Annotated in this window: 14 protein-coding genes, 4 tRNA genes and 1 pseudogene; 2 read left to right on the forward strand and 17 right to left on the reverse strand. The window is 61.3% G+C overall.

From position 1 onward, the window contains the following. Nucleotides 1–11: 11 nt before the first annotated feature. The 17 genes from fusA to ACNQQL_RS12715 form a co-directional block, all read right to left on the reverse strand. Nucleotides 12–2,114 carry an elongation factor G gene (gene fusA, locus ACNQQL_RS12635; RefSeq protein ID WP_096472257.1) on the reverse strand — a complete coding sequence of 701 codons (2,103 nt, stop codon included), beginning with the start codon at nucleotides 2,112–2,114 and terminating at the stop codon, nucleotides 12–14. Between the two features lie 123 nt (nucleotides 2,115–2,237). Beyond that, nucleotides 2,238–2,708 carry a 30S ribosomal protein S7 gene (gene rpsG / locus ACNQQL_RS12640; protein ID WP_006477195.1) on the reverse strand — a complete coding sequence of 157 codons (471 nt, stop codon included), beginning with the start codon at nucleotides 2,706–2,708 and terminating at the stop codon, nucleotides 2,238–2,240. 172 nt (nucleotides 2,709–2,880) lie between these two features. Further along, nucleotides 2,881–3,261, reverse strand: coding sequence for a 30S ribosomal protein S12 (gene rpsL / locus ACNQQL_RS12645; RefSeq protein WP_006400662.1), 381 nt, complete (start codon nucleotides 3,259–3,261; stop codon nucleotides 2,881–2,883). Between the two features lie 227 nt (nucleotides 3,262–3,488). Beyond that, on the reverse strand, nucleotides 3,489–5,336 hold the full coding sequence (recQ, locus tag ACNQQL_RS12650; protein ID WP_152859258.1) for a DNA helicase RecQ: 1,848 nt from the start codon (nucleotides 5,334–5,336) through the stop codon (nucleotides 3,489–3,491). Between the two features lie 311 nt (nucleotides 5,337–5,647). Continuing rightward, nucleotides 5,648–9,895 (reverse strand): DNA-directed RNA polymerase subunit beta', encoded by a 4,248-nt coding sequence (gene rpoC, locus ACNQQL_RS12655; protein ID WP_034183757.1) that lies wholly within the window; start codon nucleotides 9,893–9,895, stop codon nucleotides 5,648–5,650. A gap of 21 nt (nucleotides 9,896–9,916) precedes the next feature. Continuing rightward, complete coding sequence (gene rpoB / locus ACNQQL_RS12660; RefSeq protein ID WP_204425454.1) at nucleotides 9,917–14,023, reverse strand: DNA-directed RNA polymerase subunit beta; 4,107 nt, start codon at nucleotides 14,021–14,023, stop codon at nucleotides 9,917–9,919. Between the two features lie 377 nt (nucleotides 14,024–14,400). After that, a complete protein-coding gene (rplL, locus tag ACNQQL_RS12665) occupies nucleotides 14,401–14,775 on the reverse strand; it encodes a 50S ribosomal protein L7/L12 (RefSeq protein WP_034183755.1) in 375 nt (124 codons plus the stop codon). Nucleotides 14,776–14,838: 63 nt separating this feature from the next. Continuing rightward, nucleotides 14,839–15,336: a 50S ribosomal protein L10 gene (gene rplJ, locus ACNQQL_RS12670; protein WP_027788582.1), complete on the reverse strand. Its 498-nt coding sequence runs from the start codon at nucleotides 15,334–15,336 to the stop codon at nucleotides 14,839–14,841. A gap of 295 nt (nucleotides 15,337–15,631) precedes the next feature. After that, on the reverse strand, nucleotides 15,632–16,330 hold the full coding sequence (gene rplA / locus ACNQQL_RS12675) for a 50S ribosomal protein L1 (protein WP_006482906.1): 699 nt from the start codon (nucleotides 16,328–16,330) through the stop codon (nucleotides 15,632–15,634). After that, the gene (gene rplK / locus ACNQQL_RS12680; protein ID WP_006753591.1) at nucleotides 16,331–16,762 is read right to left on the reverse strand and encodes a 50S ribosomal protein L11; all 432 of its coding nucleotides are present in this window, start codon (nucleotides 16,760–16,762) and stop codon (nucleotides 16,331–16,333) included. A 140-nt stretch (nucleotides 16,763–16,902) separates the two neighbouring features. Further along, complete coding sequence (gene nusG / locus ACNQQL_RS12685) at nucleotides 16,903–17,460, reverse strand: transcription termination/antitermination protein NusG (RefSeq protein WP_006400672.1); 558 nt, start codon at nucleotides 17,458–17,460, stop codon at nucleotides 16,903–16,905. Between the two features lies 1 nt (nucleotide 17,461). Then, nucleotides 17,462–17,842: a preprotein translocase subunit SecE gene (gene secE / locus ACNQQL_RS12690; RefSeq protein ID WP_034183753.1), complete on the reverse strand. Its 381-nt coding sequence runs from the start codon at nucleotides 17,840–17,842 to the stop codon at nucleotides 17,462–17,464. 43 nt (nucleotides 17,843–17,885) lie between these two features. Beyond that, nucleotides 17,886–17,961 (reverse strand) — tRNA-Trp (locus tag ACNQQL_RS12695). 59 nt (nucleotides 17,962–18,020) lie between these two features. After that, entirely contained in the window at nucleotides 18,021–19,211 is a 1,191-nt protein-coding gene (gene tuf, locus ACNQQL_RS12700) for an elongation factor Tu (RefSeq protein WP_006482910.1), read from the reverse strand. Between the two features lie 66 nt (nucleotides 19,212–19,277). Further along, nucleotides 19,278–19,352: transfer RNA gene (locus ACNQQL_RS12705), tRNA-Thr, on the reverse strand. Between the two features lie 24 nt (nucleotides 19,353–19,376). Further along, nucleotides 19,377–19,450, reverse strand: a tRNA-Gly gene (locus ACNQQL_RS12710). 44 nt (nucleotides 19,451–19,494) lie between these two features. Next, nucleotides 19,495–19,580: transfer RNA gene (locus ACNQQL_RS12715), tRNA-Tyr, on the reverse strand. Between the two features lie 560 nt (nucleotides 19,581–20,140). Here ACNQQL_RS12715 and ACNQQL_RS12720 point away from each other — a divergent pair. Together ACNQQL_RS12720 and ACNQQL_RS12725 are read left to right on the forward strand one after the other, a co-directional pair. Then, nucleotides 20,141–20,499 (forward strand): annotated as a pseudogene (locus ACNQQL_RS12720) (transposase domain-containing protein); the annotation flags it as partial. Between the two features lie 39 nt (nucleotides 20,500–20,538). Then, nucleotides 20,539–21,135 (forward strand): plasmid pRiA4b ORF-3 family protein, encoded by a 597-nt coding sequence (locus tag ACNQQL_RS12725; protein WP_347064301.1) that lies wholly within the window; start codon nucleotides 20,539–20,541, stop codon nucleotides 21,133–21,135. The last annotated feature ends 378 nt before the right edge of the window (nucleotides 21,136–21,513 follow it).

Below are 21,513 nucleotides of genomic sequence, written 5' to 3' on the forward strand. Positions count from 1 at the left end.
GTGATAGCGAATTACTTCGACTTCGCGCTGATGATCGCTTCTGCAACGTTCTTCGGAGCTTCAGCGTAGTGCTTGAACTCCATCGTGTACGTTGCGCGACCCTGCGTCAGCGAACGCAGCGACGTGGAATAGCCGAACATTTCCGACAGCGGCACTTCGGCGCGCACGATCTTGCCGCCACCCACCATGTCGTCCATGCCCTGGATAATGCCGCGACGACCCGACAGGTCGCCCATCACGTTACCCATGAAGTCTTCCGGCGTTTCCACTTCCACGGCCATCATCGGTTCGAGAAGAACCGGATCAGCGCGGCGCATCGCTTCCTTGAACGCCATCGAACCAGCCATGCGGAATGCATTTTCGTTCGAGTCGACGTCGTGGTACGAACCGAACGTCAGCGTGACCTTCACGTCGACGACCGGGAAGCCCGCCAGCACGCCGCTCTTCAGCGTTTCCTGGATACCCTTGTCAACCGACGGAATGTATTCGCGCGGAATCACACCGCCCTTGATCGCGTCGATGAACTCGTAGCCCTTGCCCAGTTCGCTGCGCTCGAGCGTAATGACCGCGTGACCATACTGACCACGGCCGCCCGACTGCTTGACGAACTTGCCTTCGACGTCCGCAGCCGACTTGCGAATGGTTTCGCGGTACGCCACCTGCGGCTTGCCGACGGTCGCTTCCACGCCGAATTCACGCTTCATCCGGTCGACGAGAATTTCGAGGTGGAGCTCGCCCATGCCCGAAATGATCGTTTGACCCGATTCTTCGTCGGTCTGCACGCGGAACGACGGATCTTCCTGAGCGAGACGGTTGAGCGCCAGGCCCATCTTTTCCTGGTCAGCCTTCGTCTTCGGCTCGACTGCCTGCGAAATCACCGGCTCCGGGAAAATCATGCGCTCGAGCACGATCGGATGAGCCGGATCGCACAGCGTGTCGCCCGTGGTCGCTTCCTTCAGGCCAACCGCAGCAGCGATGTCGCCCGCGCGAACTTCCTTGATTTCTTCACGCTGGTTCGCGTGCATCTGCAGAATACGGCCGAGACGCTCCTTCTTGTCCTTGGTCGCATTGAGCAGCGTGTCGCCCGAATTCACAACGCCCGAGTAGACGCGGAAGAAGATCAGCTGGCCGACGAACGGGTCGGTCATGATCTTGAACGCGAGTGCCGCGAACTTCTCGTCGTCGGCAGCACGGCGCTCCGTCTTCTCGCCGTTTTCGAGCTCGCCCGTAACCGGCGGAATATCGACCGGCGACGGCAGGAAATCGATCACGGCGTCGAGCATGCGCTGCACGCCCTTGTTCTTGAACGCGGTACCGCACAGCATCGGCTGGATTTCGCACGCGATCGTACGGTCACGCAGACCCTTCACGATCTCTGCTTCGGACAGCTCGCCCGCTTCCAGGTACTTGTTCATCAGGTCTTCGTTCGACTCTGCAGCCGCTTCGACCATCTTTTCGCGCCATTCGTTGCACGTGTCGACGAGTTCTGCCGGGATGTCCACGTAGTCGAACTTGGTGCCTTGCGACGCCTCGTCCCAAATGATCGCCTTCATCTTGATCAGGTCGACGACGCCCTTGAAGCCTTCTTCCGCACCGATCGGCACCACGACCGGAACCGGGTTCGCCTTCAGGCGCAGACGGAGCTGGTCGTAGACCTTGAAGAAGTTCGCGCCGGTACGGTCCATCTTGTTGACGAACGCGAGACGCGGCACCTTGTACTTGTTCGCCTGGCGCCACACCGTTTCCGACTGCGGCTGCACGCCGCCCACTGCGCAGTACACCATGCACGCGCCGTCGAGCACGCGCATCGAGCGCTCCACTTCGATCGTGAAGTCGACGTGGCCCGGGGTGTCGATGATGTTGATGCGGTGTTCCGGATAGTTGCCGCCCATGCCCTTCCAGAAGGCCGTGGTAGCAGCGGACGTGATCGTGATGCCACGCTCCTGTTCCTGCTCCATCCAGTCCATCGTGGCTGCGCCGTCGTGGACTTCACCGATCTTGTGGTTCACACCGGTGTAAAACAGAATGCGCTCGGTCGTCGTCGTTTTGCCGGCGTCGATGTGAGCGCTAATACCGATATTGCGGTAGCGCTCGATAGGAGTCTTGCGAGCCACTTTGATCCTCTACTGGGATGACGCGACGCAGCCTTGCTGCATCACGCTTCAACACAAACGGGCGAGGCGCCTGAAAAGCGCACCCGCCCGGAATTTATTTCCGCTAACAGCCCAGCCAGGCGCTTAGAAACGGAAATGCGAGAACGCGCGGTTGGCTTCTGCCATGCGGTGAACTTCATCGCGCTTCTTCATCGCGCCGCCACGGCCTTCGGCCGCTTCGGAGAGTTCACCTGCCAGGCGCAGGGCCATCGACTTCTCGCTGCGCTTCTTCGCAGCCTCACGCAGCCAGCGCATCGCCAATGCCATACGACGCGACGGGCGCACTTCGACCGGAACTTGATAGTTGGCACCACCAACGCGACGGCTCTTCACTTCGACCACCGGCTTCACGTTGTTGAGCGCAACCGTGAACACTTCCAGCGGGTCCTTGCCACCCTTGGTCTGGATCTGTTCGAATGCGCCATAAACGATGCGCTCCGCGACCGACTTCTTGCCGGACAGCATCAGCATGTTCATGAACTTGGCTACATCAACGTTGCCGAACTTCGGATCCGGCAACACTTCCCGCTTGGGGACTTCGCGACGACGCGGCATGATTCTTCCTTTACTTGTTCAGTTGGAGCTGTATCCAGCTCCGCGGCCACCAACAAACCCGATCACATCTTCACGACTAACCAGCTTGGCCGGGTGACCACTTACTCGACAGCACCGGCAATCCGGCACTCCCGCCTTGACCGCCCAGAGGCGATCCCTGATCAAAAGCCGCTTACTTGGCAGCCTTTGCACGCTTCGCGCCGTACTTCGAGCGCGCTTGCTTACGGTCCTTGACGCCCTGGGTATCCAGCGAGCCGCGAACCATGTGGTAACGCACACCCGGCAAGTCCTTCACACGGCCGCCGCGGATCAGCACAACCGAGTGTTCCTGCAGGTTGTGGCCTTCACCGCCGATGTACGAAATCACTTCGAAGCCGTTCGTCAGACGAACCTTGGCGACCTTACGGAGTGCCGAGTTCGGCTTCTTCGGCGTCGTCGTGTACACACGGGTGCACACGCCGCGACGCTGGGGGCAGTCCTGCAGGGCCGGGCTCTTGCTCTTCGTCGTTTCCGACTGACGGCCTTTGCGAACCAGTTGGTTGATGGTTGGCATTGTTTATTCCTGAAATTGAACAAAATCTGCACACCGATTTCGGGCAAAGCGAGAATCGGCGCACAGTTGACTTCCGAACCGGCGAAACGGACGCGGACCTTCGTACGCGACTCGGCCCACCGAATACCGGAACCCAACATAATATTCCGGAAATGCCAACTAAGTCAACGGCTTGCGTGATTTGCCGGCAGGCCGCGCGGTTTACAGGAAGGGTCTGAACACCTGTGTCAGGCCGATTCGACGACGTCGATGATCTCGTCGCCGAAGCGCTCGAGCTTGCGCACGCCCATGCCGGGGATATGGCGCAGGTCGTCGATCGTCTCCGGCGCGTTACGCGCGATTTCGGCGAGCGTCGCGTCGTGGAAGATCACGTAGGCCGGCACGCCGTCCGTCTTCGCGGTTTCCGCGCGCCACGCGCGCAGCGCATCCCACCGTGCGCGCTCGCGCGTGCCCATGCCGGCCGTCGGATCGACGCGCGTGCCGCTGCGGCTCGACGACTGCCGCGTGCGCTGCGGCTTCACGTAGCGGCGCAGCGTGACCTTCTCCTCGTTCTTCAGCACGGGCTTCGCGGCCTCGGTCAGCATGAGCGCGCCGAAGCCGCCATGATCGACCGCCAGGTAGCCGTACGCGACGAGCTGCCGGAAAATCGCGCGCCACTCGGGCTCGGATAGCGACGCGCCGATCCCGAACGTGCTGAGCTGGTCATGCCCGCGCTGCAGCACCTTCTCGGTGCGCCCGCCGCGCAGGATTTCGATCAGATGGCTCGAACCGAAATTGAAGCCGCTCGAACGCTGCGCGCGAAACACGCACGACAGCGCCATCTGCGCCTCGCGCGTCGCGTCCCACGAATCAGGCGGCTCGAGGCACGTGTCGCAGTTGCCGCATGGCTGGCTCGCCTCGCCGAAGTAGTTCAGCAGCCGCACGCGGCGGCACGAGATCGTCTCGCACAGCCCGAGCAGCGCGTCGAGCTTCGACGTCTGCACGCGCTTGTGCGCGTCGTCCGCGTCGGACTCGTCGATCATCTTGCGCTGCTGGACGACGTCGCCGAGGCCGTACGCCATCCACGCATTCGCGGGCATCCCGTCGCGGCCCGCGCGCCCGGTTTCCTGGTAATAGCCTTCGACGCTCTTCGGCAGATCCAGGTGCGCGACGAAGCGCACGTCGGGTTTGTCGATGCCCATGCCGAACGCGATCGTCGCGCACATCACGATGCCCTCCTCGCGCTGGAACATTTCCTGGTGCTTCTGCCGCACCTCGAACTCCATCCCCGCGTGATACGGCAGCGCGCGCACGCCCTGCGCCTTCAGCCACTCGGCCGTCTCCTCTACCTTGCGGCGCGACAGGCAATAAACGACGCCCGCATCGGTCGTGCCGTCGGCATTCGTGTGTTCGGCGCGGATGAAGTCGAGCAGTTGCGAACGCGCGTTGTCCTTTTCGACGATCCGGTAGCGGATGTTCGGGCGATCGAAGCTCGATATGAACACGCGTGCGTCGTCGAGCGCGAGGCGATGGATGATCTCGTCGCGCGTGATCGCATCGGCCGTGGCGGTCAGCGCGATGCGCGGCACCGACGGAAACCGCTCGTGCAGCACCGACAACTGGATGTATTCCGGACGGAAATCGTGCCCCCATTGCGACACGCAGTGCGCTTCGTCGATCGCGAACAGGCCGATCTTCGCGCGCTCGAGCAACTCGAGGAAACGCCCCGTCATCAGCCGTTCAGGTGCGACATACAGCAGGTCGATCTCGCCCTCGCGCAGCGCGCGCTCGGTCGCCGCGGCCTCGGCGCCCGACAGCGTCGAATTCAGGTAGGCCGCGCGCACGCCGACTTCGCGCAGCGCAGCGACCTGGTCCTGCATCAGCGCGATCAGCGGCGACACGACAATGCCGGCGCCCTGCCCGGCTTCGCGGCGCAGCAGCGCCGGGATCTGGTAGCACAGCGACTTGCCGCCGCCGGTCGGCATCAGCACGAGGCAATCGCCGCCGCCGGCGACGTGCTCGACGATCTCGCCCTGCTGGCCGCGAAATGCGGAATAACCAAAGACTTCGTCGAGAATTTCGAGGGCGCGGGACATGAGTGAGAACGAGGACGGCGGAAGGATGACCGCAATTTTAACAACCCGCTCGCGCGACGCGTGGCGAATCGTGCAACGTTGGCCGATCGGACAGGGTTCGTTCGCGCGCATGACGGGCCTACCTCGGCCGCGCCGCAAGCGATCGCGATGCCTGCGACAGCACCTGCAGCCATGTGGAGCGCCGCTCGCAGGCAACTGGTGCCGGCGATGCGCAAGCGCGTCATGCGCGTGAACGACGGATAAAAAAAACCGCCCGGCAAAACCGGGCGGTTTCGATGACAGCGAGGCGAGGCGGCTCGCGCCGCCCGCGCTTATTCGGCTGCCGGGTGCTGTTGCGGCTCTTCCGCAGCAGGCGTGCTCGGCGTGCCGAAATCGAACGCCTCTTCTGCTGCGATCTGGTCGAAACGCTCGCGATCCGACGATTCCTTCGCCTTGCGTGCCTTGTGGAACGCGAGACCCGTACCGGCCGGAATCAGACGGCCGACGATCACGTTTTCCTTCAGGCCGCGCAGATCGTCGCGCTTGCCCATGATCGCCGCTTCGGTCAGCACGCGGGTCGTTTCCTGGAACGATGCCGCCGAGATGAACGAGTCGGTCGACAGCGATGCCTTCGTGATACCGAGCAGCACGTTGTCGTACGAAGCCGGACGCTTGTCCTCGGCGATCATGCGATCGTTCTCGTCCAGCATGTCGGAACGTTCGACCTGTTCGCCCGGGATGAAGCGCGTATCGCCGTTGTCGGTGATCTGCACACGACGCAGCATCTGGCGAACGATCACCTCGATGTGCTTGTCGTTGATCTTCACGCCCTGCAGACGGTACACGTCCTGCACTTCGTCGACGATGTAGCGCGACAGCGCCTCGATACCCTGCAGACGCAGGATGTCGTGCGGATCGGCCGGACCGTCCACGATCATTTCGCCCTTGTTGACGACCTGAGCATCGTGGACCAGCACCTGCTTTTCCTTCGCGATCAGGAACTCGTGCTGGTTGCCCTCGAGATCCGTGATGACGAGACGCTGCTTGCCCTTCGTGTCCTTACCGAACGACGTCGTACCGGTGACTTCCGCGAGAATGCCGGCATCCTTCGGCGAACGCGCTTCGAACAGTTCCGCCACCCGCGGCAGACCGCCGGTAATGTCACGCGTCTTCTGCGCTTCGGTCGGGATACGTGCGAGCACCTCACCGACCTGCACCTGCTGGCCATCCTTCACGGTAATCAGTGCGCCGACCTGGAAGCCGATCTGCACCGCGTGTTCCGTGCCCGGAATCTTCACTTCTTCGCCGTTTGCGTCGAGCAGCTTCACCTGCGGACGCACGCTCTTCGAAGCCTGCGAACCGCGACGCTTCACGTCGATCACGACCAGCGTCGACAGGCCGGTCACGTCGTCGATCTGCTTCGCGACCGTCACGCCTTCCTCGACGTTCTCGAACTTCACCGTACCACCGTACTCGGTGATGATCGGACGCGTCAGCGGATCCCACGTGGCGAGCTGCGTGCCTGCCTTGATGGTCGCGCCGTCGAGCTGCAGCAGCGTCGCGCCGTACGGCACTTTGTGACGCTCGCGCTCGCGACCGAAGTCGTCGGTGATCATCGCTTCGCCCGATCGGGAAATGACGATCTGCTCGCCCTTCGCGTTCGTGACGTAGCGCATCGTCGCCGTGAAGCGCACGATACCGTTGCTCTTCGCTTCGACCGACGAGGCCACTGCCGCACGCGATGCCGCACCACCGATGTGGAACGTACGCATCGTCAGCTGCGTGCCCGGTTCACCGATCGACTGTGCCGCGATCACGCCGACTGCTTCGCCGACGTTCACGAGCGAGCCGCGGCCGAGGTCACGGCCGTAGCAGGCCGCGCACAGGCCGTAACGCGTTTCGCAGGTCAGCGGCGTGCGCACGCGCACTTCGTCGATGCCAAGGCGTTCGATTTCCTCGACCGCCGTTTCGTCGAGCAGCGTGCCCGATTCGTACAGCGTTTCCTGCGTTTCCGGATTCACGACGTCCGCGACCGCGACGCGGCCGAGGATACGGTCGCGCAGTGCTTCGACGACTTCACCGCCTTCGACCAGCGCCTTCATCGCGACGCCGTTCGACGTGCCGCAATCGTCTTCCACCACGACCAGATCCTGCGTGACGTCGACCAGACGACGCGTCAGGTAACCCGAGTTCGCGGTCTTCAGTGCCGTATCAGCCAGACCCTTACGTGCACCGTGGGTCGAGATGAAGTACTGCAACACGTTCAGGCCTTCGCGGAAGTTCGCGGTAATCGGCGTCTCGATAATCGAGCCGTCCGGCTTCGCCATCAGGCCACGCATACCGGCCAGCTGACGAATCTGCACCGCCGAACCCCGGGCGCCCGAGTCGGCCATCATGTAGATCGAGTTGAACGACTCCTGGCGCGTCTCGTTGCCGTCGCGGTCCGTCACCGGCTCCGTCGACAGCTGCTCCATCATCGCCTTGCCGACCGCTTCCGACGTCGCCGACCAGATGTCGACCACGTTGTTGTAGCGTTCCTGCGCGGTGACGAGACCCGACATGTACTGGCGGTCGTATTCCTTCACCTTCTTCGCGGCGTCGCCGACGATCGTTTCCTTCTGCGGCGGCACGAGCATGTCGTCCACGCAGATCGAAATGCCGGCGCGCGTCGCGAGTCGGAAACCCGACTGCATCAGCTGGTCGGCGAACACCACCGTCGCGCGCAGACCGCACTTGCGGAACGCCGTGTTGATCAGGCGCGAGATTTCCTTCTTCTTCAGCGGCTTGTTCAGCACCGAGAACGGCAGGCCGTGCGGCAGGATCTCCGACAGGATCGCGCGGCCGACGGTCGTCGCGTACAGCGAGATCTTCGGCACGAATGCCGGTGCGCCTTCCGACTTGTCTTCGTTGTGGACCATTTCGGTGATCCGAACGTTGACGCGCGATGCCAGCTCGACTTCCTTGTTCTCGTACGCGCGGATCACTTCCGACACACCCGTGAACGACAGGCCTTCGCCCTTGCCGTTGATCGCTTCGCGGGTCGCGTAGTACAGACCCAGCACGATATCCTGCGACGGCACGATCGACGGATCACCGTTGGCCGGGAACAGCACGTTGTTCGACGCCAGCATCAGCGTGCGCGCTTCCATCTGCGCTTCGAGCGACAGCGGCACGTGGACGGCCATCTGGTCACCGTCGAAGTCGGCGTTGAACGCCGCGCAGACGAGCGGGTGCAGCTGGATCGCCTTGCCTTCGATCAGCACGGGCTCGAACGCCTGGATACCGAGACGGTGCAGCGTCGGCGCACGGTTCAGCATCACCGGGTGCTCGCGGATCACCTCTTCGAGGATGTCCCACACCACCGGCGTCTGGTTCTCGACTTCCTTCTTCGCAGCCTTGATGGTCGTCGCGACGCCCATCACTTCCAGCTTGTTGAAGATGAACGGCTTGAACAGCTCGAGCGCCATCAGCTTCGGCAGACCGCACTGGTGCAGCTTCAGCGTCGGGCCGACCACGATGACCGAACGGCCCGAGTAGTCGACGCGCTTGCCCAGCAGGTTCTGACGGAAACGACCGCCCTTGCCCTTGATCATGTCGGCGAGCGACTTCAGCGGACGCTTGTTCGCGCCCGTCATCGCCTTGCCGCGACGACCGTTGTCGAGCAGCGAGTCGACGGCTTCCTGCAGCATCCGCTTTTCGTTGCGGACGATGATTTCAGGCGCCTTCAGCTCGAGCAGGCGCTTCAACCGGTTGTTACGGTTGATCACGCGGCGATACAGGTCGTTCAGGTCCGACGTCGCGAAACGGCCGCCGTCCAGCGGCACGAGCGGACGCAGTTCCGGCGGCAGAACCGGCAGCACTTCGAGGATCATCCACTCGGGCTTGATGCCCGAGCGCTGGAATGCCTCGAGGACCTTCAGGCGCTTCGCGTACTTCTTGATCTTCGCTTCCGAGCCGGTGTTCTTCAGCTCGGTGCGCAGCGTCTCGACCTGCTCGTCGATGTTGATCGCACGCAGCAGCTCACGCACGCCTTCCGCGCCCATCTCGGCACGGAATTCGTCGCCGTATTCCTCGACCTTGTTGTAGTAATCCTCTTCGGTCATGATCTGCCGCGCCTTCAGCGGCGTCATGCCCGGTTCGATCACCACGTACGCTTCGAAGTACAGCACGCGTTCGATGTCGCGCAGCGTCATGTCGAGCACCATGCCCAGACGCGACGGCAGCGACTTCAGGAACCAGATGTGCGCGACCGGCGAGGCCAGTTCGATGTGGCCCATGCGCTCGCGGCGCACCTTCGCCAGCGTCACTTCGACGCCGCACTTCTCGCAGATCACGCCGCGATGCTTCAGACGCTTGTACTTGCCGCACAGGCACTCGTAGTCCTTGATCGGCCCGAAGATCTTCGCGCAGAAGAGACCATCGCGTTCCGGCTTGAACGTACGGTAGTTGATGGTCTCCGGCTTCTTCACTTCGCCGAACGACCACGAACGGATCTTGTCAGGCGAAGCCAGACCGATCTTGATCGCGTCGAAAACTTCTTCCTGTTGGACTTGCTTGAATAGATCGAGCAGAGCTTTCATTGCTTTCTCTCCGTAGTCCGATTAATTGCGGTCGAGATCGATATCGATACCGAGCGAGCGGATTTCCTTCACGAGCACGTTGAAGGATTCCGGCATGCCTGCATCGATCACGTGATCGCCCTTGACCAGGTTTTCGTACACCTTCGTCCGGCCGGTCACGTCGTCCGACTTCACCGTCAGCATTTCCTGCAGCACGTAGGACGCGCCGTACGCTTCGAGTGCCCACACTTCCATTTCACCGAAACGCTGGCCACCGAACTGCGCCTTACCACCCAGCGGCTGCTGCGTGACGAGCGAGTACGGACCGGTCGAACGCGCGTGCATCTTGTCGTCGACCAAGTGGTGCAGCTTCAGGTAGTGCATGTAGCCGAGCGTCACGCGACGTTCGAACATTTCACCCGTGCGGCCGTCGTACAGACGGACCTGGTTCTTCGACGGGTTCATGCCGAGCTGCTCCGCGATGTCGTCCGGGAACGCGAGGTCGAGCATCTTGCCCATTTCTTCCTCGGTCGCACCGTCGAACACCGGCGTTGCGAACGGCACGCCTTCGCGCAGGTTCTTTGCGAGTTCGAGGATCTCGTCGTCGGTGAAGCTTTCCAGATCTTCCTGGCGGCCCGACTCGTTGTAGATCTTCGTCAGGAACACGCGCAGTTCCTCGATCTTCGCCTGACGCTGCAGCATTTCGCCGATACGCCAGCCGAGGCCCTTCGCGGCCCAGCCGAGGTGCACCTCCAGAACCTGACCCACGTTCATCCGCGACGGCACGCCGAGCGGGTTCAGCACGACGTCTGCCGGACGGCCGTCGGCCATGTACGGCATGTCTTCGATCGGGACGATCTTCGACACGACACCCTTGTTACCGTGACGGCCGGCCATCTTGTCGCCAGGCTGCAGACGGCGCTTCACCGCGAGGTACACCTTGACCATCTTCAGCACGCCCGGCGGCAGTTCGTCGCCTTGCGTGAGCTTCTTGCGCTTCTCTTCGAACGCGAGGTCGAACTGGTGACGCTTTTCCTCGATCGAGTTCTTGATCGCTTCGAGCTGCGCCGCTGCTTCGTCGTCCGCCAGGCGGATGTCGAACCAGTGGTAGTGGTCGAGGTCTTCCAGGTAAGCCTGGTCGATCTTCGTGCCCTTCGCGAGCTTCTTCGGACCGCCGTTCGCGACCTTGCCCACGAGCATGCGCGCGAGACGCTGGAACGCGTCGCCTTCCACGATGCGGAGCTGGTCGTTCAGGTCGAGACGGTAGCGCTTCAGTTCGTCGTCGATGATCTGTTGCGCACGCTTGTCGCGCTGGATGCCTTCACGCGTGAACACCTGGACGTCGATCACGGTACCGCTCATGCCCGACGGCACGCGCAGCGACGTGTCCTTCACGTCCGAGGCCTTCTCGCCGAAGATCGCGCGCAGCAGCTTCTCTTCCGGCGTCAGCTGGGTCTCGCCCTTCGGCGTGACCTTGCCGACCAGCACGTCGCCCGCTTCGACTTCAGCACCGATGTACACGATGCCCGATTCGTCGAGACGGCCGAGCTGGACTTCCGCCAGGTTCGAGATGTCGCGCGTGATTTCTTCCGGCCCGAGCTTCGTGTCGCGTGCAACGACGTTCAGCTCTTCGATGTGGATCGACGTGTAGCGATCGTCGGCCACGACCTTCTCCGAGATCAGGATCGAATCCTCGAAGTTGTAGCCGTTCCACGGCATGAACGCGATCAGCATGTTCTGGCCGAGCGCGAGCTCGCCCAGGTCCGTCGAGGCGCCGTCGGCCAGCACGTCGCCGCGCGAGACCTTGTCGCCCATCTTCACGATCGGACGCTGGTTGATGTTCGTGTTCTGGTTCGAACGCGTGTACTTGATCAGGTTGTAGATGTCGACACCGACTTCACCTGCGACCGCTTCGTCGTCGTTCACGCGAATCACGATACGGCCTGCGTCGACATAGTCGACGACGCCGCCGCGGAACGCCTGAACCGTCGTGCCCGAGTCAACCGCGCAGGTGCGCTCGATGCCCGTACCGACGACTGGCTTTTCCGGACGCAGACACGGCACGGCCTGACGCTGCATGTTCGAGCCCATCAGTGCACGGTTCGCATCGTCGTGCTCGAGGAACGGGATCAGCGAGGCTGCGACCGACACGATCTGCGACGGCGCGACGTCCATGTACTGGATGCGGTCCGGCGTGACCATCATCGTTTCGCCGGCTTCGCGCGACGACACGAGTTCGTCGATCAGCGTGCCGTTCTCGTCGATCGCGGCGTTCGCCTGCGCGATCATGTAGCGGCCTTCCTCGATCGCCGACAGGTAGTCGATCTGGTCGGTCACCTTGCTGTCCACGACCTTGCGGTACGGCGTCTCGAGGAAGCCATACTCGTTCAGGTGCGCGTACAGTGCGAGCGAGTTGATCAGACCGATGTTCGGACCTTCCGGCGTTTCGATCGGGCACACGCGGCCGTAGTGGGTCGGGTGCACGTCGCGGACTTCGAAGCCTGCACGCTCGCGCGTCAGACCGCCCGGGCCCAGTGCGGAAACACGGCGCTTGTGCGTGATTTCCGACAGCGGGTTGGTCTGGTCCATGAACTGCGAAAGCTGCGACGAACCGAAGAACTCGCGAATTGCCGACGAAATCGGCTTCGAGTTGATCAGGTCGTGCGGCATCAGGTTTTCGCTCTCGGCCTGGCCGAGGCGTTCCTTGACCGCGCGCTCGACGCGCACGAGACCGGCGCGGAACTGGTTTTCCGCCAGTTCGCCGACGCAACGCACGCGACGGTTGCCGAGGTGGTCGATGTCGTCCACTTCGCCCTTGCCGTTGCGCAGCTCGACGAGGATCTTGATCGTCGCGAGGATGTCGTCGTCCTGCAGCGTCATCGGGCCGGTGATCTCGTCACGGCTGACGCGGCGGTTGAACTTCATGCGGCCGACCTTCGACAGGTCATACGCTTCTTCGCTGTAGAACAGACGGTTGAACAGTGCCTCGACCGCTTCTTCGGTCGGCGGCTCGCCCGGACGCATCATGCGGTAGATCGCGATGCGCGCGGCCGTCCTGTCGGTCGTTTCGTCGACACGCAGCGTCGACGAGATGTACGGACCCTGGTCCAGATCGTTCGTGTAGAGCGTCTGGATGTCCTTGATGCCCGCTTCGCGCAGCTTCTCGAGCACGCTTTCCGTGACTTCGTCGTTCGCGCTCGCGATCACTTCGCCGGTATCGCCGTCGACGACGTTCTTCGCCAGCACGCGGCCGAGCAGATAGTCTTCCGGCACCGAGATGAACTTGGTCTTCGCGGCTTCGAGGTCGCGAATGTGCTTCGCGTTGATCCGCTTGTCCTTCTGGACGATGACCTTGCCATCGCGATCCGTGATGTCGAAACGCGCGACTTCGCCACGCAGACGCTCGGGCACGAACTCGAGTTGCGCGCCTTCGTCCATCAGCGTGAAGTTGTCGAACACGAAGAAGTTCGCGAGGATCTGTTCCGGCGTCAGGCCGATGGCCTTCAGCAGGATCGTGACCGGCATCTTGCGGCGACGGTCGACGCGGAAGTACAGGATGTCCTTCGGATCGAATTCGAAGTCGAGCCACGAGCCGCGGTACGGAATGATCCGTGCCGAGAACAGCAGCTTGCCCGAGCTGTGCGTCTTGCCCTTGTCGTGTTCGAAGAACACGCCCGGCGAACGGTGCAGCTGGGAGACGATGACACGCTCGGTACCGTTGATGACGAACGAGCCCGTCGGCGTCATGAGCGGAAGTTCGCCCATGTACACTTCCTGCTCCTTCACTTCCTTGACGACCGGCTTGTTCGGCGATTCCTTGTCGAGGATGACGAGGCGGACCTTCGCGCGCAGCGCGGAGCAGTACGTCAGGCCGCGCTGCTGGCATTCCTTGATGTTGAATGCCGGCGCGGACAGCGCATAGCTCACGAACTCGAGGCGCGCGAAGCCGTTGTGCGAAACAATGGGAAATACCGACGTGAACGCGGCCTGCAAACCTTCAGGCTTGCGTTGCGTCGCGAGCACATCGGCTTGCAGAAACGTGCTGAATGATTCAAGCTGGGTAGCCAGCAAGAAAGGAACTTGGTGAACGATGGGGCGCTTCGCGAAACTCTTGCGAATGCGCTTCTTCTCGGTGAAGGAATATTGCATACGATCTCCGAATCACGGCGGGTGCTATCGAGGCGGAATACCTGGACGTTTCAAACCCGAGTGTTCACCGACTGAGACCCGATGGCCGTCCGACGGCTTGAACGAGCCGAGAAGCTTGGTGGTTGGCCGCTACCAACCGCTGGCTGACGGCAGCGGATGCCTGTGTTGCCCGCTACCCGACCAAACTTGCCTTCTGCAGTCGCTTCAGAAGACAAAGAGAAACGCCAATCGTGACCAATGACAACGATTAGACGGTTTTCTTTGGCTTCTGGGGCCGATTATTCGGGCTCCCGAATGAGTGCCAGAATAACGTCCCCACAAAGCACAAAAAGGCCGGCGGTGAAAATACCGCCAGCCTTCGCACAGCGCGTCGAAACTTACTTGATTTCGACCTTCGCGCCCGCGTCTTCCAGCTTCTTCTTGGCTTCTTCCGATGCAGCCTTGTCGACGCCTTCCTTGACAGCCTTCGGTGCGCCGTCAACCAGGTCCTTCGCTTCCTTCAGGCCCAGGCCCGTCAGTTCGCGAACTGCCTTGATGACTGCAACCTTGTTGCCGCCTGCTTCAGCCAGAACGACCGTGAACTCGGTCTTCTCTTCAGCAGCAGCAGCAGCGCCGCCGCCTGCCGGGCCAGCGACTGCCACTGCAGCTGCCGACACGCCAAACTTCTCTTCGAACGCCTTGACCAGTTCGTTCAGTTCCAGAACGGTCATCCCTTCGACTGCTGCCAGGATGTCTTCTTTTGCGATTGCCATTTGAAATACTCCTAAATTGAATTCGGATACAGCCAGCGATCAATGACGCTGATGCACGTTCGATTACGCAGCTTCCGCTTGCTTCTTCTCGGCCAGCGCGGCCAGAGCACGCGCGAAGCCCGAAACAGGCGATTGCATAACGAACAGCAGCTTCGAGAGCAGTTCTTCGCGGCTCGGGATGCTTGCCAGCGCTTGCACGCCAGCCTTGTCCATCACCTTGCCATCGAACGAACCAGCCTTGATGACCAACTTGTCATTGCTCTTGCTGAAGTCGTTGACGACCTTAGCAGCAGCAATTGCATCTTCCGAGATGCCGTAGATCAGCGGACCAGTCATCTGCTCTGCCAGCGGAGCAAACGGCGTACCTTCGACAGCGCGACGCGCCAGCGTGTTCTTCAACACGCGCAGGTAAACCTGTTGCTCACGCGCTTGCGCGCGCAGCTTGGTCAGATCGCCAACCGCAATTCCACGATACTCAGCCAGCACAACGGTCTGGGCCTTCGCGACTTGCGCGGAAACCTCAGCTACGACGGCTTGCTTGTCTTCTCTATTAAGCGGCACGGTTAGCCTCCAGAAACGATACGTTCGGCACGAAACCTCACGTACCTCGTTCAACAACGGCGTCCGACCTCGTTAGGAGTATTTCCACCTCACGCCGCGAATCGCTTCACGGCCTGCGGCTTCACCACTGCAAAACTTTTTCGGGTTCGCCATCTGCGTTGGCTTGAATTAAGGGATCGCCTGCCTGCTGCGTCCCACCAACGGTCTTTGATAACCGGTTGCCCGCCTTGCTGCACGAACAACCGCCCAAAGCCCATGAAGGCCGCTTCGCAAGCGAAGCGGCCTGAATACTTGCTTACTGTGCTGCCAGCGTAGCCTGGTCGACACGCACGCCGACGCCCATCGTGCTCGACAGTGCGATCTTGCGCAGGTACACGCCCTTGCTCGTTGCCGGCTTTGCCTTCTGCAGCGCTTCGATCAGCGCCGACAGGTTCGAACGCAGTGCGGTCGGCTCGAACGATGCACGGCCGATCGTCGCGTGGATGATACCGGCCTTGTCGACACGGAATTGCACCTGACCAGCCTTCGCGTTCTTGACGGCCGTTGCGACGTCCGGCGTGACCGTACCGACCTTCGGGTTCGGCATCAGGCCGCGCGGGCCGAGGATCTGGCCGAGCGTACCGACGATACGCATCGTGTCCGGCGAAGCGATCACGATGTCGAAGTCCATCTGGCCAGCCTTGATCTGCTCAGCCAGGTCTTCCATACCGACGATTTCCGCGCCTGCTGCACGAGCCTGCTCGGCCTTCTCGCCTTGCGCGAACACGGCAACGCGAACCGACTTGCCCGTACCGGCCGGCAGAACGACCGAACCACGAACAACCTGGTCCGACTTCTTTGCATCGATGCCGAGCTGGACTGCGACGTCGATCGACTCGTCGAACTTCGCGCTCGCGCATTCCTTCACGAGGCTCAGTGCGTCTTCGATCGCGTACAGCTTCTGGCGATCAACCTTGGCGGCAAATGCCTGACGGCGCTTGGAGATCTTAGCCATTTACACGCCCTCCACAGTGATGCCCATCGAGCGTGCGCTACCAGCGATGGTGCGAACGGCTGCGTCCAGATCAGCTGCCGTAAGGTCCGGCATCTTGGTCTTCGCGATTTCTTCGGCTTGAGCGCGCGTGATCGAACCGACCTTGTCGGTATGCGGCTTGCTCGAGCCCTTGTCCACCTTCGCCGCCTTCTTGATCAGGACGGTCGCCGGCGGCGTCTTCATCACGAACGTGAAGCTCTTGTCAGCGAATGCCGTGATGACCACCGGCACCGGCAGACCCGGCTCCATGCCTTGAGTCTGCGCGTTGAACGCCTTGCAGAACTCCATGATGTTCAGGCCGCGCTGGCCCAGTGCCGGACCGACCGGCGGCGACGGGTTGGCTTTACCTGCAGGGATCTGCAGTTTGATAAAGCCGACAATCTTCTTTGCCATTTGAAAACCTCGTTGGAACGCCAGGCGGCGTTCGGTGAGTGATAACGCGCTTTCGCCGCTGGCTACTGACGCTCCTCAACGGCCGTAACGCGGGCCGTAAGCGCGAAGGTGGGCAGCCGAGGCTGCCCACCGAATCGGGATCAAACTTTTTCGACCTGGCCGAACTCGAGTTCGACCGGGGTTGAGCGGCCAAAGATGGTGACCGACACACGCACGCGCGATTTTTCGTAGTTGACTTCTTCGACGGTGCCGTTGAAGTCCGTGAACGGGCCTTCCTTGACACGCACCATCTCGCCAACTTCGAACAGGGTCTTCGGGCGCGGCTTTTCGACGCCTTCCTGCATCTGCGACATGATCTTCTCGACTTCCTTCGGGGAAATCGGGGTCGGGCGGTTACGCGCACCGCCGACGAAGCCGGTGACCTTCGCGGTGTTCTTCACGAGGTGCCACGTTTCGTCCGTCATTTCCATTTCCACCAGCACGTAGCCGGGGAAGAAACGACGCTCGGTCACAGCCTTGTGGCCGCCTTTGACTTCGACCACTTCTTCGGTCGGAACCAGGATCTGACCGAATTTGTCCTGCATGCCAGCACGTTCGATGCGCTCCTGAAGCGCACGTTGCACGCTCTTCTCCATACCGGAGTAGGCGTGCACGACGTACCAACGTTTTCCGCTCGGGGATGCCGGAGTATCGCTCATATCATTTCCAACCCAGAATCGCCGAGAAAATTACCCACTCGATCGATTTGTCACTCAACCAGAGGAAAATCGCCATCACGAGCACGAAACCGAACACGACGAGTGTTGTTTGCGTTGCTTCCTTGCGGGTGGGCCAAACGACCTTCCGGACTTCCTTGTACGAATCCTTGGCAAACGCGATGAGGCTCTTGCCAGGTGCGGACATCAGCCCGACGGCCACGCCAGCGATGATACCTACCGCCAACGCGGCACCGCGGACATACCACTGCTGATTGGCCAGCCAGAAGAAGCCCACGAATCCGGCCAACACCAGCAATACGCCCAGGGCCAGCACTAGCTTATCGCCGGAGGTATTTACAGTTTCGACGGATGGATTCGCCATAACACCTTAAAACAAATGCCACGTAGGACACGTGGCTATTTTTTGGCAGGGGCAGAGGGAATCGAACCCCCAACCTTCGGTTTTGGAGACCGACGCTCTGCCAGTTGAGCTATACCCCTAAACCATGCTGGGGCCGGCTACTGCCAGCCCCAAAACTGTCGATCAACGAATAACTGGCTTACTCGATGATCTTGGCGACGACGCCGGCGCCGACGGTACGGCCGCCTTCGCGGATTGCGAAGCGCAGACCTTCTTCCATCGCGATCGGAGCGATCAGCTTCACCGTGATCGACACGTTGTCGCCCGGCATCACCATTTCCTTGTCCTTCGGCAGCTCGATCGAGCCCGTCACGTCCGTCGTACGGAAGTAGAACTGCGGACGGTAGTTGTTGAAGAACGGCGTGTGACGGCCGCCTTCGTCCTTGCTCAGCACGTACACTTCAGCCGTGAAGTGCGTGTGCGGCGTGATCGAACCCGGCTTCGCCAGAACCTGGCCACGCTCCACGTCTTCACGCTTCGTGCCGCGCAGCAGGATACCCACGTTGTCGCCTGCCTGACCTTGGTCCAGCAGCTTGCGGAACATTTCAACGCCCGTGCAGGTCGTCTTCACCGTCGGCTTGATACCGACGATTTCAATTTCTTCGCCGACCTTCACGATGCCGCGCTCGACACGACCCGTCACCACCGTACCACGGCCCGAGATCGAGAACACGTCTTCCACCGGCATCAGGAACGCGCCGTCAACTGCACGCTCCGGCGTCGGGATGTACGTGTCCAGCGCGTCGGCCAGGCTCATGATCGCCACTTCGCCCAGCTCGCCCGTGTCGCCTTCCAGCGCCAGCTTCGCCGAACCCTTCACGATCGGCGTGTCGTCGCCCGGGAAGTCGTACTTCGACAGGAGTTCGCGAACTTCCATCTCGACCAGCTCGAGCAGCTCAGCGTCGTCCACCATGTCGCACTTGTTCAGGAACACGATGATGTACGGAACGCCAACCTGACGCGCCAGCAGGATGTGCTCACGCGTTTGCGGCATCGGGCCGTCTGCTGCCGAGCAAACCAGGATCGCGCCGTCCATCTGTGCCGCGCCCGTGATCATGTTCTTCACATAGTCAGCGTGGCCCGGGCAGTCGACGTGTGCGTAGTGGCGGTTAGCCGTTTCGTACTCGACGTGTGCCGTGTTGATCGTGATGCCGCGCGCCTTTTCTTCCGGTGCCGCGTCGATCTGGTCGTATGCCTTCGCTTCGCCGCCGAACTTCTTCGTCAGAACCGTCGTGATCGCTGCCGTCAGCGTCGTCTTGCCGTGGTCAACGTGACCAATCGTACCAACGTTCACGTGCGGCTTGGTCCGCTCAAACTTTTCCTTGGCCATTTTCAACTCCCAAAAGGAATTTCACAGGTTGCGCCGCGCGCAAACAAGACACTGACTTTTTACTGCTGGTGCCCATGGGCAGGATCGAACTGCCGACCTCTCCCTTACCAAGGGAGTGCTCTACCACTGAGCCACATGGGCGCTTTACGCTTCAACTTCGCGGTCTGGAGCGGGTGAAGGGAATCGAACCCTCGTCGTAAGCTTGGAAGGCTTCTGCTCTACCATTGAGCTACACCCGCACGGGCCACTAACGATTCCCTACCGCTCAACTACGCTGATATCTTGGTGGAGGAGGTTGGATTCGAACCAACGTAGGCGTAAGCCAACAGATTTACAGTCTGCCCCCTTTAGCCACTCGGGCACCCCTCCGTAGAGAACTGACGATTATGGGGGTGCATCGCACTCTTGTCAAGCACATCAGGAAGATTATTTTCAAACCTCTTCCCGACACTTGCGCTACCACCGATCCTCCGCCCTTGCCCGGCTAAGGCAAGCACGAGATATTGCCGATCGGCGCCACATCTTCGTCAGACTCCGCCTTTAGCGCTGATCTGCATCTGCGCTAAAAACGAAAGACCGCCATCATACGACCTCTCGTGCACAATGCCAAGCGGGTAGATGCAAAATTTCCGCAAATTTCGTGCCGGCAGCGTTGGCGATTCCGCGGCCGGTATCGCGAAGATACTATCGACGCGAACACGCCCCCCTGCCCGCCCCTACTTCGCAGAAAGGCACAAGCCGTCTCGAATCGTCCGTCCGTTCCCCGTACGATTCTTCATGCCCCAGTTCGCTGTTGTAATTGCCTTCATGGCTTTGGCCTCACATGCTGCCGATCCGGTACCTTGCAACGACACGCGGCGCCTGGCCACCGGATTGGCTCGCACCCGCCATCGACGCCATCGAGACGCACTTCGCATTGACGGATGAGCGCCGCACTGGAGACGCTCTCACGCGAATCTGACACGAGTCGGGCAATCCTCTACGCGTTGAATCGGCGGGAAGCGCTCGCGCTACTACGACGACGGGCGACAGGCACCTGGAAATCGATCACCTGGCGGTCGAGCTCGCGTTGCGCGGAGTGGCCCTCGGGCGCCGAAACTACCTGTTCACCAGCGCGGACTCAGGTGGGGAGCGTGCTACCACGATTTACAGCCCGATCGGGACGGCCAAGCTCAACGGCATTGATGCAGAGGCGTATCTGCGCACCGGGCTTGTGCGCATTGCAGAACATCCGATTAACCGGATCGAAGGACTTCAACCCTGGAAAATGACCACCCTGGCATCGTAAGGTGATAATGCCGCAGGCTTTCCGTTCCCCGGACATCAGATGGTGAAATCGTTCCAGCGCTTTACTCTGCACGTGCAGCTTCAACATATCGAGCCGCCCATCTGGCGCCGGATCGAGGTCGAAGGAACCGAGTCGCTGCGCAAGCTGCACCATATCCTGCAGGCGGCCTTCGGCTGGGAAGACACCCACCTGCATGACTTTCTGATCGACGGCGTGACCTACGCCATGTTCGAAGTCGATGACGTGCTGGACTTCGCTGACCCGAACACAACGGCCGACGATCGTAAGTCTCGACTTCAGAAGATTCTGAAACCCGGCTCTCGCTTCCTTTACCGCTACGACTTCGGAGACGGCTGGGTTCACGTCATCGTCGTCGAGGAAATGGAAACCGTTGAGGGCGAACCCTGGGGCGCGGCCCAGGTCATCGACGGTGCTCGGGCATGCCCGCCGGAAGACGTGGGTGGCCCGACAGGCTACGAAGCGTTCCTGAACACGCTATACGATGATTCGGATAGCGAAGAAGCCGAACATTACCGGAACTGGGTCGGCCCCGGCTTCGACGCCGAACTGTTCGATCTGCGTGCTGCCAATGCCACCCTGCTGCGCATGGCTTCCAACCGTTGGGGAAACCGGTAACTCATGCCGCAAGGATGGTATCGACTCCATGCCCAAGATATGGTCGCCGTCACGGCGGGAGTAGGTAAGTCGAGATGGTCATGGCAACTCATGCCGCCACCATGTGGGCCGATCTGGTTGGCCTGAGCGCGTCTTTGCCGATTGCGCGGATGGGCTGCGCCGTCCCGCACTGTCCTGATTTGCACCGTCAGCGCTCCAGCTCCACCTGCTCGTTGCTTTGCGCAGCCTGTATTTCCGTCGCTGAAATGCAAAAACCCCCGCCTTGTGGGGCGGGGGTTTCTGGCTAAGGGAGCCTGACGATTACCTACTTTCACACGGGAATCCGCACTATCATCGGCGTAGAGTCGTTTCACGGTCCTGTTCGGGATGGGAAGGGGT

This window comes from Burkholderia sp. LFS061, from assembly GCF_047978125.1.
Classification (GTDB): domain Bacteria; phylum Pseudomonadota; class Gammaproteobacteria; order Burkholderiales; family Burkholderiaceae; genus Burkholderia; species Burkholderia pyrrocinia_C.

What these genes read in the sequence shown, in the direction of transcription:
- rpsG (WP_006477195.1), bottom strand. Translation starts at nt 2,708, where the DNA reads ATGCCGCGTCGTCGCGAAGTCCCCAAGCGGGAAGTGTTGCCGGATCCG.
- rpsL (WP_006400662.1), bottom strand. Translation starts at nt 3,261, where the DNA reads ATGCCAACCATCAACCAACTGGTTCGCAAAGGCCGTCAGTCGGAAACG.
- recQ (WP_152859258.1), bottom strand. Translation starts at nt 5,336, where the DNA reads ATGTCCCGCGCCCTCGAAATTCTCGACGAAGTCTTTGGTTATTCCGCA.
- rpoC (WP_034183757.1), bottom strand. Translation starts at nt 9,895, where the DNA reads ATGAAAGCTCTGCTCGATCTATTCAAGCAAGTCCAACAGGAAGAAGTT.
- rpoB (WP_204425454.1), bottom strand. Translation starts at nt 14,023, where the DNA reads ATGCAATATTCCTTCACCGAGAAGAAGCGCATTCGCAAGAGTTTCGCG.
- rplL (WP_034183755.1), bottom strand. Translation starts at nt 14,775, where the DNA reads ATGGCAATCGCAAAAGAAGACATCCTGGCAGCAGTCGAAGGGATGACC.
- rplA (WP_006482906.1), bottom strand. Translation starts at nt 16,330, where the DNA reads ATGGCTAAGATCTCCAAGCGCCGTCAGGCATTTGCCGCCAAGGTTGAT.
- rplK (WP_006753591.1), bottom strand. Translation starts at nt 16,762, where the DNA reads ATGGCAAAGAAGATTGTCGGCTTTATCAAACTGCAGATCCCTGCAGGT.
- nusG (WP_006400672.1), bottom strand. Translation starts at nt 17,460, where the DNA reads ATGAGCGATACTCCGGCATCCCCGAGCGGAAAACGTTGGTACGTCGTG.
- secE (WP_034183753.1), bottom strand. Translation starts at nt 17,842, where the DNA reads ATGGCGAATCCATCCGTCGAAACTGTAAATACCTCCGGCGATAAGCTA.
- tuf (WP_006482910.1), bottom strand. Translation starts at nt 19,211, where the DNA reads ATGGCCAAGGAAAAGTTTGAGCGGACCAAGCCGCACGTGAACGTTGGT.
- ACNQQL_RS12725 (WP_347064301.1), top strand. Translation starts at nt 20,539, where the DNA reads ATGGTGAAATCGTTCCAGCGCTTTACTCTGCACGTGCAGCTTCAACAT.